Annotated in this window: 11 protein-coding genes; 3 read left to right on the top strand and 8 right to left on the bottom strand. The window is 66.4% G+C overall.

Annotated features, from left to right (window positions below; genetic code table 11):
- Positions 1-9 precede the first annotated feature (9 nt).
- A complete protein-coding gene (locus tag QQX04_RS10310) occupies positions 10-1125 on the bottom strand; it encodes a branched-chain amino acid aminotransferase (RefSeq protein ID WP_301128884.1) in 1116 nt (371 codons plus the stop codon).
- A gap of 129 nt (positions 1126-1254) precedes the next feature.
- Complete coding sequence (locus tag QQX04_RS10305) at positions 1255-1860, bottom strand: hypothetical protein (RefSeq protein WP_301128882.1); 606 nt, start codon at positions 1858-1860, stop codon at positions 1255-1257.
- A 146-nt stretch (positions 1861-2006) separates the two neighbouring features.
- On the opposite strand from QQX04_RS10305, the gene QQX04_RS10300 reads away from it, so the two are divergent.
- The gene (locus QQX04_RS10300) at positions 2007-2378 is read left to right on the top strand and encodes a hypothetical protein (RefSeq protein ID WP_301128880.1); all 372 of its coding nucleotides are present in this window, start codon (positions 2007-2009) and stop codon (positions 2376-2378) included.
- Position 2379: 1 nt separating this feature from the next.
- Here the strand turns inward: QQX04_RS10300 and QQX04_RS10295 are convergent, their stop codons facing one another.
- Complete coding sequence (locus QQX04_RS10295; RefSeq protein ID WP_301128878.1) at positions 2380-3345, bottom strand: LysR family transcriptional regulator; 966 nt, start codon at positions 3343-3345, stop codon at positions 2380-2382.
- Between the two features lie 85 nt (positions 3346-3430).
- Between QQX04_RS10295 and QQX04_RS10290 the strand changes: the two genes are divergently transcribed.
- Positions 3431-4525 (top strand): threonine ammonia-lyase, encoded by a 1095-nt coding sequence (locus tag QQX04_RS10290; protein WP_301128876.1) that lies wholly within the window; start codon positions 3431-3433, stop codon positions 4523-4525.
- A 470-nt stretch (positions 4526-4995) separates the two neighbouring features.
- On the opposite strand, the gene QQX04_RS10285 is transcribed toward QQX04_RS10290, so the two are convergent.
- Both QQX04_RS10285 and QQX04_RS10280 read right to left on the bottom strand, forming a co-directional pair.
- Positions 4996-5439, bottom strand: a complete 444-nt coding sequence (locus tag QQX04_RS10285; protein WP_301128875.1) for a MarR family winged helix-turn-helix transcriptional regulator — start codon at positions 5437-5439, stop codon at positions 4996-4998.
- A 235-nt stretch (positions 5440-5674) separates the two neighbouring features.
- Positions 5675-6322, bottom strand: a complete 648-nt coding sequence (locus tag QQX04_RS10280) for an NADPH-dependent F420 reductase (protein ID WP_301128857.1) — start codon at positions 6320-6322, stop codon at positions 5675-5677.
- A 189-nt stretch (positions 6323-6511) separates the two neighbouring features.
- On the opposite strand from QQX04_RS10280, the gene QQX04_RS10275 reads away from it, so the two are divergent.
- The gene (locus QQX04_RS10275; RefSeq protein WP_301128856.1) at positions 6512-7909 is read left to right on the top strand and encodes a DNA cytosine methyltransferase; all 1398 of its coding nucleotides are present in this window, start codon (positions 6512-6514) and stop codon (positions 7907-7909) included.
- Positions 7910-7914: 5 nt separating this feature from the next.
- Here the strand turns inward: QQX04_RS10275 and QQX04_RS10270 are convergent, their stop codons facing one another.
- From QQX04_RS10270 to QQX04_RS10260, 3 genes are all read right to left on the bottom strand, one after another.
- Positions 7915-8994, bottom strand: a complete 1080-nt coding sequence (locus QQX04_RS10270) for a PD-(D/E)XK motif protein (protein ID WP_301128854.1) — start codon at positions 8992-8994, stop codon at positions 7915-7917.
- A 2-nt stretch (positions 8995-8996) separates the two neighbouring features.
- Positions 8997-11696 carry a Z1 domain-containing protein gene (locus QQX04_RS10265; protein WP_301128852.1) on the bottom strand — a complete coding sequence of 900 codons (2700 nt, stop codon included), beginning with the start codon at positions 11694-11696 and terminating at the stop codon, positions 8997-8999.
- A gap of 108 nt (positions 11697-11804) precedes the next feature.
- Positions 11805-14033 (bottom strand): DUF262 domain-containing protein, encoded by a 2229-nt coding sequence (locus tag QQX04_RS10260; protein ID WP_301128850.1) that lies wholly within the window; start codon positions 14031-14033, stop codon positions 11805-11807.
- Between the last annotated feature and the right edge of the window lie 85 nt (positions 14034-14118).

Here is a 14118-nt window from a genome sequence, read left to right as displayed (position 1 = left end):
GGCCGTTCGTTATGCGACGCGGACCATCCAGCCGTACGGGTCCTCAGCACGCCCGTACTGGATGTCGGTGAGCTCCTTCTTAACCCAGGTGGCTACCGGCCCTGCCTCTCCGTCGCCGACGGTGAGCGCAAAGTCGTCGGACTTCAGCTCGCCGATCGGCGTGACGACCGCGGCGGTGCCGCAGGCGAACACCTCGGCGATCGCGCCCGACGCGACGCCCTCCCGGATCTCCTCGAGCTCGATGTCACGCTCACGGACGGGACGGCCGGCGTCGGCCAGCAGCGTCATCACGGAATCACGGGTGATACCAGGAAGGATCGTGCCCGTGAGGCGCGGCGTCGCCACGGAGCCGTCACCGAAGACCACCATGAGGTTCATGCCGCCGAGCTCCTCGACGTACCTGTCCTCCTTGGCGTCCAGGAAGAGCACCTGGCTGCAGCCGTTCTCCTTCGCGAGCTGCTGCGGGAGCATGCTCGCGGCATAGTTGCCGCCCGTCTTGGCGTCTCCGGTGCCGCCCTCGTTCGCACGGTGGAAGCCGCGCGACACCCAGATCGACACTCCCCCGCCGCCTCCCATGTAGGCACCCACCGGGGAGGCTGTCACGACGAACTCGTACGTGTCCGACGGCTGGACGAGCAGGCTCGTCTCCGTCGCCATCAGGTAGGGGCGCAGGTAGAGCGAGCCGCCCTCCTGCTGCGGCACCCACTGCGCGTCGGCCTGCACCAGCGCTGCGACTGCGGCGAGGAAGTCGTCCACGGGCAGCGGAGGCATCGCGAGCCGCAGCGCAGAGTCGATCATGCGCTCGGCGTTCATGGCGGGACGGAACAGCTGCAGCGAGCCGTCCGGGTGGCGGTACGCCTTGAGCCCCTCGAAGACCTGCTGCGCGTAGTGCAGCACCGCCGCACCAGGGTGCATGGGGATCGGCTCGAGCGGCATCACGCCGCGGTCGCTCCACATCCCACCGCTCCACGTGGCACGCGCCATGTGATCGGTGAAGACCTTGCCGAACACGGGATCGGCCATGAGCGCGGCACGCTCCGAGTCGGTCGCGGGATGCGGGTTCGGGGTGAGGGGGTACGCGTCGCCGGAGAGGATCCGGCCGGTCGGCATCGCGGGGAACGTCATCGGCACAACTCCATGTCGGCACCCTACTCCGCGCGCGGACGCCTCGACCCGGCGAGCGCGCCCGGCAGGAGACCCACGACCGCTTCCCAGCCCCAAGCGCGCCCCGCAGGAGACTCACGACCGCTCGCGTCACGCGAGCAACGCCTTGGCGGCCGCCATCCCCATCTCTCCGAGCGCACGCAGCGCCACTCCGCGCACGAACGCGACCCGACCCTCCAGGTCATCCTCGGCGAGGAGCGCCTCGATCCGCGCCTTCGCGTCGGCGCCGTCGTTGCCGAACGCGTCGTCGAAGGCGTCGAGGAACTGGTCGGCATCGAGCACGACGCGCTCAGAGTTGAACGAGCGGTCGGTGAAGACGCCCACCTCCTTGAGGCGGGCAACGAACGCGTCCCGCCAGTAGGCGTCCTCGACGTTGAGCACGGCATCGCCTCCCCGCGCGATCGAGACCATGCGCACGGCCGCGAGCATCCGCTCGAACCCCGGACCCGTGTCCTGAGCCATCCGATAGCTGTAGAGCAGGGACTTCACCCGTCCCGGCGTGATCTCGAGCTTCCGCGCGGTGACGAACACAGGGTCGGCGTCGGAGATGTAGCCCGCGTCGACGAGCCCCGCGAACAGGGCGACATCGAGCTCGCGCTTGGGGACGGTGCCGAACGGTGCCCCGTCGAGCCGCGCGATCAGCGCGTGGGCGAGCGCGAGCCGCGCCGAGTCGTCGAGTCCCCCGAGATCCTTCATGCGCGCCATCCTTCCTGCCAGGTGGGACGTCGGCAACCGCACGGACGCCGCATCGCGCCCCGCAGGTCACGAAGCCCTCAGAGTTGCGCCGCTCCCCGCGCCTCGCGCGCCTCACCGTGCGAAACTTCGAAAGTGAGGGAGATGTGATGGCGATCATCGACGCACAGCTGGTGGACGAGCGCAACGCGATCGAAGTACCGCTCGGTCCGACGCGCTACCGGGCGGAGCTCTGGACTGGCCCGGGGCTGACGAGCGCCATGGAGGCGTGGGATCTCGTCGGAGAGAACGTCCTTGATGCGATCGCGTGGCTGGACGAGCAGGTGAGAGCGCGTCGGCCGTGCCGAGGCATCCTGTCCGTGTCCTACGCCCTCACCGCAGGCGGTACTCGCGCGCCGAACCCGATCGCGACGCAGCGCATCTACGACACCGTCGACGCACCTGAGGGCGTGTATCACCCGGATCCGCCACCGGCGCCGTTCGTGCTGCGCGCGGTGGCGAACCCGGACGACTTCGACTGAGTCAGTCCGCCGGGACGGCCTCAGGGACGACGGCGGCCACCACCTCGCGGATCACCTGGCTCGTCGCGTCGAGAGCGGGCGGCAGCGGCGGCTTGCCGAGCGACAGGAGCCGCAGAGTGCGGGAGGCGCCGTCGACCGGGGTGAGGACGACGTCGGGGTGCCGGTGGGCCGCGAGCGCGAGGCCGGGCAGCATCGAGACGCCGTGGCCGACGGCGATCAGCGCCTGGATGGCGACGAAGTCGTCGGATGCGAACTGGACGTGCGGCTCGAAGCCTGCGTCCTCGCACGTGGCGACAAGGTAGCCGCGGCATCGTTCGCAGCCGGCCATCCAGTCGTCGTCCGCGAAGTCGGCGAGGCGGCCGATCGCGATGCGGGAGCCGAGGGGCTCGTGAGAGGGAGTGCGTGCGGCGACGGAGTGGCCGGTCGCGCAATCGGGCCTGGCAGGTGGCGTGACCAGGTAGAGCGGGTCCTCGCCGAGCACCTCGGAGGAGACGGCGTCGGACAGCTGCTCGCGGGGGTAGGTGAAGGCGATCGCGAGGTCCACCTGGTCGGCGAGCAGCAGGCCCTCGGCCTCGGGCGGCTCGGCCTCGCGCACCTCAAGCGAGAGCCCTGGGTGCCGTTCGCGCATCTCGGTGACGAGGCGGGGCCCCAGGGTGGCGATGCCAGAGGGGAAGATCGCGACGCGGACGTGCCCGGTCTGGAGGGAGACGGCCGATGCGAGCTCGCTGCCTGCGCGGGCGACGAGGCCGAGGATCTCCTCGCCTCGATTGGCGAGGCGCCGGCCCTCGTCGGTGAGGACCAAGGTGCGGCCGACGCGCCGGAACAGGACTGCACCCGTCTCGGCCTCCAGCCGCTTGAGGTGATGGGAGACCGTGGGTTGCGAGTAGTGCAGCTCCTCGGCGGCGGCGCTGACCGACCCCGTGCGCGCGAACGCCACGAGCGCCTGAAGGCGGGTCAGATCGAGCATGCACCTCATTCTATAGATGGCATCGATCTTTTCGCGAGATGAGATTCATTGGACGTATGGATCACGCCGGGCCACCCTGGGTGGCATGACGATCACAGCTCGCCCCGACGCCGACGCGGTCGCGCCTGGCAGCGCCTCTCCCCTCCCTGGGAGCCAGGCAGCGCCGACGCGCCGCCCCGGTTCGGCGGCCCAGCGCGGCACCTCGGCCGCCTCCGATCACGGACTCTCCTTCGAGGGCGTGCTCGAGGCGGCCGACGTGCTCGCCACCTTCCTGCCCAAGACCCCCTCATGGTCGTACCCGCTCCTGGACGACGCGGCGGGCCGCACCGTCGTGGTGAAGCACGAGAACGTGCAGCCCACCGGCGCCTTCAAGGTGCGGGGCGGGCTGAACCTGCTCGCAACGCTTCCCGAGAAGGTGCGACAGCGGGGGCTGGTGACCGTCTCCACGGGTAACCACGCGCAGTCACTCGCGTACGCGTCGCGCCTCAACGGGGTCTCGGCCACCATCGTGATGCCCGAGACCGCGCCGCAGGTGAAGGTCGACGCCGTGCGCGCACTCGGGGCCCGCGGAATCGTCGCGGGTGCCGACATGTCCGCCGCGGCTGCCGAGGCCGCGGCCCTTGCCGAGCGCGAAGGCCTCTACTTCGTGAACCCCGGCGAGGAGCCGGCCATCATCCACGGCCATGCCACCGCCTACCTGGAGCTTCTCACCGCACACCCCGAGATCGAGACGCTTTACGTGCCGATCGGATCCGGGTCCGGCGCGGCTGGAGCCGTGCTGGTCCGCGACGCCCTCGCGCCTCACGTTCGGGTGGTCGGCGTGCAGGCGGAGGGCGCGCGGGCCGCCTTCGACTCGTGGTCTTCCGGCGAGCTTGTGACACGTCCCATCTCGACGTTCGCCTCGGGGCTGGCGACCGGATCGGGCTTCGCGGCGCCGCAGTCCGTGCTGCGCGGCGGCCTCGACGACTTCCTGCTGCTGAGCGAGGACCAGATGCGCGACGCGATCACGCTCATGGCCGGCGCGGCGCACACGCTGTGCGAAGGGGCCGGAGCGTCCGGCCTCGCGGGCGTGCTGGCCGACCGACGCCGTGGGGACACCTCGGTGGCCGCCTTCGCGTGCACGGGTGGGAACGCGAGCGACGACGAGATCGCGCTGCTGGCTCGCACGGCGGTGCTGTAGCCAGCCGGCCCGACGCGCGGAGCTCACGTGGCATGCATGGGGCCCACCGGCGGCGCACATTGACGCCAGCAGGCCCCACGCAAGTCTGAGAGGTCGATCATTCGACCACGTTCATAGGCGGGACCACCCGCCGTGAGGCAAGCCGCTGGGAGGCATCGGGAGAAGGTTGCAGCCCGGCGGCCTGCCTCGTGGACGGAGTCAGACCGCGTGGTCTCGATCCGTACGGTGGACGAGGGCGCGAGCGCCTGCAGCAGCAGCGACGACAGCTCCGATCACGGCGGCGACCTTCACAACACGCATGGGACTTCCTTCCAGTCGATGCACATCCGGGGTGGTTGCGCATGACAAGAGTCGCTCGGTCCACCCTGCTCGCACATCGCCCAGAAGGCGTGACCTGCGGTACCGCATCCACGGTAGGACCGCGCAGCCGCACACCTGGGTGATCGAAAGGTACGGGCAGCGCGTCGCCTCTAGTCTGCGAGGCGCTCCAGCGCCTCCAGGGCACTCTCGAGCGTCGCACGCTCGTCGGCACCCAGACGGCGCGAGATGCGGTCGGCCAGCTCGGCGTCTCTCGCGCCACCCGTCCGTTCCACGACCGCCCGTCCGACGCGGGTGAGGCTCACCAGCTCGCGTCGCCCGTCGGTCGGGTCAGGGTCCTTCACGACCATGCCGATCTCGGCCAGGGCCCGCACCGTCTCCCCCATGGACTGAGGGCGCACATGCTCGATCTTGGCGAGCGCGGCCGTGGTCAGCGGACCTTCGCGGCGCAGGATTTGAAGCGCCGATTCCTGGGATCGAGTGACCCCCGCGGGCTCGCCCGCCTCGCGGGTCAGGCGGCGGATGCGCGCTGAGGCGAGGCGGAGGCGGCGCGCCGTCTCGAGCGCGCCGTCGGGGTGCGAGGGTTCGGTCGTCACGGGTTCACGGTACGACTTCAGCAGGTAACCTTGCAAGGCTTCCTGCTGATTATCGCTCTGCCGAGGTGGGGTCGACAGGGTTCCTTGCTTTTGTGATCGCGGGCCTGACGACGCCGCACACCTTGGGCAGCCAGGCCCGCTCCACCGCGCAATCGCGCCGAGGAACGAGCGTCCTACCTGCTAAATGCCACTTTAGCGGGGAACGCCGCCGACGCCCGGATGTCGCCGCGGCGTGTCAGACCTGCTGGACGCGCTCCACTGACGGGAGGATCGCCTCCAGCTGGGAGCGGGTCACCGGCACGCCATAGGTAGGAGTGTCGCGCTCGATGCGCCACGACTCCTCGAGGGTGCCCAGATCGACGGCGTCGTACCCGAGCGCGTCCATGAACGACACGACGAGCGCCTTCGCCGCCGAGTCCTCACCTGCGATGCCGATGGCCCTGCGCTCCGCGTGCCCCGCGGGCTTGCCGTCGGCCGGGATGTCCTTGGCGTTGATGTGGTTGAAGGCCTTCACGACGTGTGACTTCGGGAGCTGAGCCTGCAGCAGCTCGGTCGTCGTGGACGAGTTGTCGTCGAGCGCCGCGATGCGGTCGTCACGCTGCGGGTAGTAGTTGTTCGCATCCATCACGACCTTGCCCGCGAGCTCAGCTGCGGGGAGCTGATCGATCTTGCCGAGCGGTATCGCCACCAGGACCAGATCGCCCGCTTCTGCCGCCTGCTCAGGCGTGCCAGCCGTCGCCTTGGGGCCGAGCTCAGCGACCAGGTCGCCAAGCGTTGCCGGACCGCGAGAGTTCGCAATCACGACGTCGTAGCCGGCCGCGATGGCGGCCTTCGCCACGTTCGAGCCGATGTTGCCGGAACCGATGATGCCGAGAGTGGTCATACCGGTGCCAACGGGATGAAGGGGGCAGGCATTCCATGCTGGCATTCGCGGTCCGCCTCCAACTCCCGTGTCACACCTTGATGCTCCACTTGAACCATGCTCCAGGCACCTGCAACGCGCAACGGACGCTCTTCCGGCCGAGGCGATCCAGCTCCTTCTCAGTCCCGACAGTCGGCTAAGCTTACGGCCATGAAGAAAACTCGTCCCGCGTTCAAGTACGTGGACCTCTTCGCGGGGATCGGCGGGTTTCACGCGATGCTGGACCATGCGGGCGGGAAGTGTGTCTTCCTCTCGGAGATCGACGACGCGGCACGACGCACCTACTGCGCGAACTGGGTCGACCCACTAGACGAGAACGATCGCCCGATCGTCAACCACGACATCACGGAAGCGGCACCCGACGACGGCACGGTGGACGTTCCGGAGCACGACGTACTTGCCGCGGGTTTCCCCTGCCAGCCATTCTCCAAGTCTGGACGACAGCGGGGAATGGACGAAGCACGCGGGACGCTGTTCTGGAACATCGCGAGCATTCTGAAGCAGCGCCGGCCCGCAGTGGTGCTCCTCGAGAACGTCCGAAACATCGCAGGGCCACGTCACAAGCACGAGTGGGAAGTGATCATTCGCACGTTGCGCGAGCTCGGATACCGAGTCTCCGACAAGCCGACCGTCTTCTCGCCGCACCTGCTCCACCCGATGTTGGGTGGCACGCCGCAGATCCGCGATCGGGTCTTCATCCTTGGGACCTACATCGGGCCCGAGGAGGTCGAGCGCGAGTTGCGGGAAGGCAAGCACCCTCAGCCTCACGTGAAGCGTGCGCCAGTGGCTGATTGGACGCCGGATCAGTGGCGTGCAGAGTGGATCCTGGATGAGGACGAGTCCATCCCGAATCTCGGGGACTACGCCCTTTCAAGTGCTGAGGAGCAGTGGGTCGACGTCTGGGACGACCTCGTGACGTCGTTCCGCGACGCCTACGGCACCAAGCTCCCCGGCTTCCCCCTCTGGAGCGATCACTGGCACCCGCAATCAGACCTCGATGATGTTCTGTTCAGCGCGTACCCCACCTGGAAGCAGGAGATTGTCAGTAAGAACGTAGCTTTCTACGAGCACAATCGATCGCTGATCGATGGGTGGCGCGAGAGGCACCCGGAGTTCGACGGGTTCCCGCCGTCGCGTCGAAAGCTCGAATGGCAGGCACAGGACTCGACATCGCTCTGGGATACCGTGATGCATTTCCGGCCATCCGGCATTCGCGCGAAGGCGCCGACCTACCTTCCCGCCCTCGTCGCGATCACGCAGACATCGATCTACGGGCCCCGCAAACGCCGCCTCACGCCACGCGAGGCAGCGCGGTTGCAGGGGCTTCCACCCGAGTTCCGTTTCGCGAACAAGAGTGACAAGGCTTCTTACAAGCAAGCCGGAAACGGTGTTGCTGTGGGCGCAGCATGGCATGTGTTCAAGGAGCACGTGCTCGCTGAGAAGGATGATCTACCGGATGCGCTCGTCTCCGCAGTCGAGGGACGCGAGGCGCCGTTGAATGACATCAAGACTCCGAACCTGCTACGAGTGCCCTACCGGCCCATGTAGCCGCGTCACTGGAGGGTGGCGGCCTCCAGCAGCGACCTTGACGCCGCAGCCATCCCGCCAACAGGATTGCGGTCACCGGTCACCTTGTCGGGGAGCATGAGCCTGAAGCTCATCGACTGGACATCGAAGTGCGTAAAGCGTTCGAAGTCGTGCAACTGAGGAATCAAGACAGCAGGGTCTGCCATGTCATACAGCCGCTCGAACGTAAGCATGAATCCGCGCGCGTAGACCGTCTTGCCGCGGTCCTCATCATGGTCGTACCCAAGTGCGCTATCGCCGCCATACTCACGAAGTTGTCGTTTGAACCGCTGTCGCGACTCCTCACCAGACAACCTCGAGAGGATCTGGTCAACCATCGAGGGAATCGAGCGTCCCGAGACCGCTCCGTCAGGAAGCCAGGAGATGCCGACACTCAGGAGAAAGAGTGCGGACTCCGGTTCGCCGCCGACTGATGCCCCGGCGGTCACTTGGTGGAGACCTTGGACATGATGCGTCGACGACTCACCCGTCGTAGTCTTCACCTCCACCCCGACATTCCCGAGTTGGAAGTCACGAGAGGACGGCTTCGAGCCCTTCCAGGTATCCAGCACCGAGTCGGCCATAGCCGCGGGCGACGCCCGCAGCAGGGCCAGAAGCAGAGAGAGTTCGCCGACGAGTCCGACCAGAGCCTGGTTGCTCACACGTCCGCGAGAGATCGCAAGAGCGATCACATGCTCGCTACGTGAGAACGCCTCCTGGGGACCGGTGACTGCGCCGTTCGCGATGAGTTCGGCGCAGATGAATGCAGCAACACTGTCGAAGAATGGTGCAGCCGGAAGAACCAACCTGTTGGCCGCGATCGCCGTTCCGTCCTCCCTCGACCACGTGTCATGCTCCAGAGCGTCACGGACAGAGGCGATGCTTGCGGCCAGTGGTTCACCGACGACGAAGACCTCAAGGCGGCCCATGTGATCACGTGCCACACCGATCGCCTTGGTGCCCTCGGCCCACACGATGCGGCGCGACGCGTCCTCCGGCGAAGTCAGCCCGATGATGCTGTCCCTAAGATCCTCGAATGCGCCGGAGAGCGCCTCCTCGTTGACCATGGCTACCTCCCCACCCGTGCTTCGACATGGTCGGGTCCGCCCGACGGAATCGAGAGTCCGACTGCGATCGATTGGCCTCCGCCGACACGGCCGACGAGATGAAACAGCACGAGTCCGTCGGCACCAGGGGCTCTGCCATCGAGGTCTTCCTCCGTCGGCTGGCGTCCCTGTGCACGAATGTCGAAGAACTCGTCACCGAAGATACCCGTATCGGTGATGTTTCGGGCACCCCAGGTAGCCACGAGTTCGCCTCCCACGTTCACACCGCTCGCGTCCGTGAGCTCCTTCACCTCCCTCTGCATCGGCCTCGCCTCAACCGGGAGCAGTGCAAGGGGCCCCTCCCGGATGGGCTCGCCAGAACCGAAGCGAAGGCCGATGTGGAAGCGCGGGACATTGCGCTCGCGAGCAGAGTGCGAGAGCAGATTCCACGGGGTAGGTCTCGCTCCGACCGCTACGAGGCTCGAGACGTCACGTGTCGCCACCGCGTCCCAGAAGCGGAGGTATGCCGCCAGGTCGTATGGGGAGACCGATTGCGGTGCAATCGCACCTGCGACTGCAGGCGCCCGATAGAGCGGCTGGATCGGGTCGTCATCCGCGATCCCCGCTTGACGAGCAGCGGACTTCCACCTGGACGAACCAGGCCCATCCGATCCGCGGCCAAGATGCTGGTACCTGAGGCTCTCAAGCAGTTCGGCCACCTCGACCGCCGAGAACGTGTGCTCCAGAAGCATCCCTTGCCGCCCATCAGGAGCAGGCACCGGCACCACGTGGTCGCTGAACAAGTCGGCGACCAGTCGTAGATTCTCGTCGTCACGGCCTTCTGGATTCATGTAGCGGACGAATGGCCGCGGGCCCGGATTCAACCTGTGGCCTTGTACGTTCGGCACCTTGCCAGTGGCCTTGAATGAGTGCCCTTGGAGGACGGCGATGTCCGGCACCGATCCCTCCTCGGCCTCCATGGCAGCGAGTATCTCGCGGCGCAGCGCTTCATCGTTCACGTGGTAGCTCCTGAAGAGCTCCACCTGAGCATCCGACGCGAAGACGCGGCACAGCTCGATATAGCTCCCCCGGTAACCGAACCAACGCTGCATCTGCATCTGCGTGTCCGCGAGAGGCGCGTTGCTCGTCCGCGTGAACAGCGTGGTGGTCAGCCCCTCAAGGGTGAGACCGCGCGACATCACCGTGCCTGACACGAAGACGGTCGAGAGGTTGGGCGCCGCGCACCAGCCATCTTCTCCTCGGACCGGGTCATACCTCGGGCGATCATCCGCGTCAGGGTCACTGTTGATGACGGCGACGTTCGTGCCGGGCACGAGCTCCTCGAGCACGAGACTCCTGACCTCCGGCCATAGGCCGTCGTCCGGAACGAATGGCGGGTCGGAGAGCTCCCCAACGTCCGCCACGACCAGAGAGGCGCGCCGGTACTCCTCGAGCCACGCCAGCCAACGCTCGGGGCGCTGCTCCATATCGATCCGGATGCCCTCGACCTCGAGCGAGCGCTCACCTGCGTCGGGGATAGGTCCCGGTCCAGCCTCGCCGGTACGTGACCACTGCAGAATTCTCGCGGCAGCGTCGAAGTGTCCGTTCATGGCGGCGGACGGGTGGACCAGCATCGACATGGGAGGCACGGTCGAGACCTTCGCCTCTGCGCGAGATTCGAACACGTGCCCGCGCGCGGAGAAGGGGCCGAGCCGACCTTCGCTCCGGAGCAACCGGATCGCGCTCGCCACTAGATAGGCGCGCATGGCGTCCGCTATCTGCTCCTCCTCACTCGTCTCCGTCGGATCGATGGCACGGCATAGAGGGATGGCTGCAAGCTTCTCGTAGTAGACGTCACCGCCCGTGTACCAGGCCTTAAGACCCTCTGGTACGCGATAGGAGCTGGACCGCGGTTTGGTCATACCCTCCGCACCAGGAGTGCGCAGGCTCACAACGAAGTCGCGCGGGGCAAGGGGATTGGAAGCATCCTGCAGGAAATTCGCCTGCGGTGTCGCCGTGTACGCCAAGTACGTGGCGTAGACGTGCTCGTTCACTGTGCCGCCCGGGGAGTTCCGCCCGCGCCAAAGGTCGGTGATCCGAAGCGGCACCTGCTTCTCATGCGACGACCCGTCGATATCAAGGAACGCGCTAGACCCTTCTCCGATCGAGGAGTCATCAGCCTCGTCGTCGATGACTACGAGATGGAACGGCCTCGCCGCTTCTGCAGCCGCCGGGTACAGAACATCGCGCAGCGTCCGTCCCATGTGCTCGAGGTGCGTCGTGTTCTTCATCACGACCGCGATGAGCGGACGGCGTTTCTGGACGAGACGCTTCGCCTTTTGGGGCGTCATGCTGTAGAGCGCAGAAGGACCGCCAGAGAAGCCCTCGGTTTCGACGGCTCGAACCGACGGGATGAGCTCTCGACGCTGAAGCGGCGACTCCAATGTGTCGAGTTGCGCCGCGAGACGCTCAAGAGTCTGGAGCCACAGCGCGCGGCGAGTGCCCGCCAGGATGACCACGCCATCCACTTCGGCGTCGAGAAGCTTGGCGGCCACCGCCATCATGGATGCTGTCTTACCGGACTGGACCGCGCCCATCACTACTCCGTTGCGCTGCCGCGAGGCTGGCCAACGTCGATCACCCGCGGGGCCGGCGCCGAGGACCCCTTTGTGGACGATGTAGTCGGCGTCGGCATCGATCACGCCTCGGCTGGTCTCGCTCAAGCCAGACTCCGCGAGGACGGCTTCATACGCTGACCACCACAGGTGCGGTCCGAGAGCCCCGTCCTCCGACCCGGGGCGAAGCGTCTCCTGGCTATGCAAGGACACGGGCTACTCGCCGGCGACTGCTACGAGCGCCGCGAGACCGGAGACACCGAAGCGGTGCCGAAGCCGCTCGTCAGCTTCGCGATAGTCGATTCCAAGCACTTCGAGGAATGCCTTGACGATCGTCCCGGTGTACTCCCACTGCACCTTCGACTGCGTCTTGCTCGGGCGCTTCCATGAGTCGCCGCTCGTGGCCGTGCGGAGCGCCTCGGAGCGCTCCTCGACCAGATCGACGAGTTCATCCCCGGCCACCACCGTCGCGGCCGAAAGCGCGATCAGCGTCGCGACGAGCTGGAGCTCCTGCCACTTGCCGCCGCCGAGCGAGTGCTTGAACTTCGGCGCCCAGACCTCATCATTGATGTAGGCATGCGCATCGAGGCCGTGGTCCAACATGAGCATGGCGTCTCGGACAGACTCGTCCTTCCGGAGCGGGTGCCTTCTATCCTCATCAATCGTCTTCAGGAAGAGGTTGATCTGCCCCGCCGTGCTCCGGGAGTCCGGCCGGGACTCCTCTACGAGCAGCGTCGCGGCGACCCAGGAGAGGATCTTGGTGCGCTTGTAGCCTGCATCACGGAACCCATAGGCGGTCAAGACCTCCCCAGTGGAAGAAAGGTCGTCCCACTCTTCCAGGAGGAATGGAGCAACACGCTCCACGTCTGTCGCGTCTCCGGCCGTGATGAGCAGCCCGCGCATCATGGGCAGGTGGTGGTAGAGCGCGTTTCGGATCTCTTCAGCGTTCAGATGCTTGCCCTGCTTGTTGTAGAGGCTGAAGACCTCGTGGATCGCCTCCTTCTTGGCGTCCTTGTAGACGATCACTGGGACCTGGTAGATGGCCCCCTTCGTGAAGATCGACTTGACGGGGTGGACCCCGCCGCTGACCGTGATCGTCTCCTTCTGAATCTCCGAGTAATACTTCCCACGGAGCTTCGTGAACTCACCGGAGAGCGGCTTGACGTCGCCCTTTCGCAGAGGGAATGGGAAGTAGTTCGCCTTTTCAGCAAGCGCGGTCAGGCTCGAGGGCTCGTGCGCCTTCCAGAGCTTCTTGAACTTCGGATAGTCCTTCTGGAAGATGTCAACGAGGTCGTCGACGCCCCATTCGGCTTCCTTCTGCTCGACCAGCTCGAGGGCCCGCGGATGGTTGCCAGTGAACCGCAGAATTGAGGTCAGGCGCTGCTTGCCGTCAACAACCTCGTACTGCGTCCGCTGGTCTCCGCTTCGCTCGACGAGGATCACGGAAGGCAACGGGATGCCGCGGAGAATCGACTCGATGAGCATCTGCGCATCGGCGTTCGGCCAGACGTCAGCACGCTGGTACGCCGGGCTGAGCTCGAGGTCGCCATCCGTCGCGTAGTCGACGAAGTAGGAGATCGGCCAGACATCCGCCGACGCATGAATCGCGCCTGCGGACTCTCCCTCTCCGTCCTCGTCGAACTCGGACCACCATTCAAGCCACTCCTGCGAGGCCGTCTTGTTGGAGGCGCCCGTCTCCGCCGCACCTTCCATCGCTTCGAGGTATCGGTCGCGCAGGTCCACGGCTCGTTCAAGGCGCTCCTCGAGCCGCGCCAGGACCGCCTCCTCACCAGCGGGCATGCCATCACCGAATGCCAGCGCAGAGGCGAGGCTCTCATCGAAGGCCTCGAGAGAAGAGGTGTCGAGGGCCTCTCGGAGGTTCATCCAGCCTTGGATGTCAGTGATTCGCGCACGCCAAGGGCCATCATCGAATGGCACATCGGTCTGCTCGAAAGGTTCGGCTGCAGGTTCGACGCCATGCGGAACGCTCGCTACCCGCTTGGACAGTTCGGCGGCGTACTCGGCGATCGCCTGCAACACCTCGGGCTCGACAGCAGTCACAATATCTTCCTTCGTACGGGTCGGTGCTTCGGGCGCCAGCTTCATCAGTTCGGCCACGAGCGTCTCCTCAACGACGCTGCCGTCCGCGACCTTCACGTCGACGACACCGTCAACAAGTCGGTTGAGGCCGATGAGCGTCACGGTGTCTCCGTTCGAGTAGCAGGAGTCATCCCACCGCACACGCACGACGGATGCGATCCGCCTTCCGCACTCGACCTTGCCCGCGACACCCTCAAGGCTCAGGCCAACAGCGGAGCCGAGCGCTTCGAATGCAGAGCGTTTCTCCTTGCTCCCAGGCCCCAGCGGCTGTTGCGGCACGCCCCCGAGGTAGTACATCCGTGCGACGGCGGCAGCCTTGCTCGCCGCGCTCACATATTCCGGCACAGGATCCCCCTGGCATTCGTGCGATGGCGTATCAACGGCATTTCGGAATGAGGCTACCTTCTCCTGCCGACACACTGGGAGCGAA

The organism is Demequina zhanjiangensis (assembly GCF_030418315.1).
Lineage (GTDB): Bacteria > Actinomycetota > Actinomycetes > Actinomycetales > Demequinaceae > Demequina > Demequina zhanjiangensis.
This window is presented reverse-complemented; position numbering and strand designations above follow the sequence as displayed.

Coding starts and splice junctions, on each gene's coding strand:
- QQX04_RS10310 (WP_301128884.1), bottom strand. CDS start 1,125: ATGACGTTCCCCGCGATGCCGACCGGCCGGATCCTCTCCGGCGACGCG.
- QQX04_RS10305 (WP_301128882.1), bottom strand. CDS start 1,860: ATGAAGGATCTCGGGGGACTCGACGACTCGGCGCGGCTCGCGCTCGCC.
- QQX04_RS10300 (WP_301128880.1), top strand. CDS start 2,007: ATGGCGATCATCGACGCACAGCTGGTGGACGAGCGCAACGCGATCGAA.
- QQX04_RS10295 (WP_301128878.1), bottom strand. CDS start 3,345: ATGCTCGATCTGACCCGCCTTCAGGCGCTCGTGGCGTTCGCGCGCACG.
- QQX04_RS10290 (WP_301128876.1), top strand. CDS start 3,431: ATGACGATCACAGCTCGCCCCGACGCCGACGCGGTCGCGCCTGGCAGC.
- QQX04_RS10280 (WP_301128857.1), bottom strand. CDS start 6,322: ATGACCACTCTCGGCATCATCGGTTCCGGCAACATCGGCTCGAACGTG.
- QQX04_RS10275 (WP_301128856.1), top strand. CDS start 6,512: ATGAAGAAAACTCGTCCCGCGTTCAAGTACGTGGACCTCTTCGCGGGG.
- QQX04_RS10270 (WP_301128854.1), bottom strand. CDS start 8,994: ATGGTCAACGAGGAGGCGCTCTCCGGCGCATTCGAGGATCTTAGGGAC.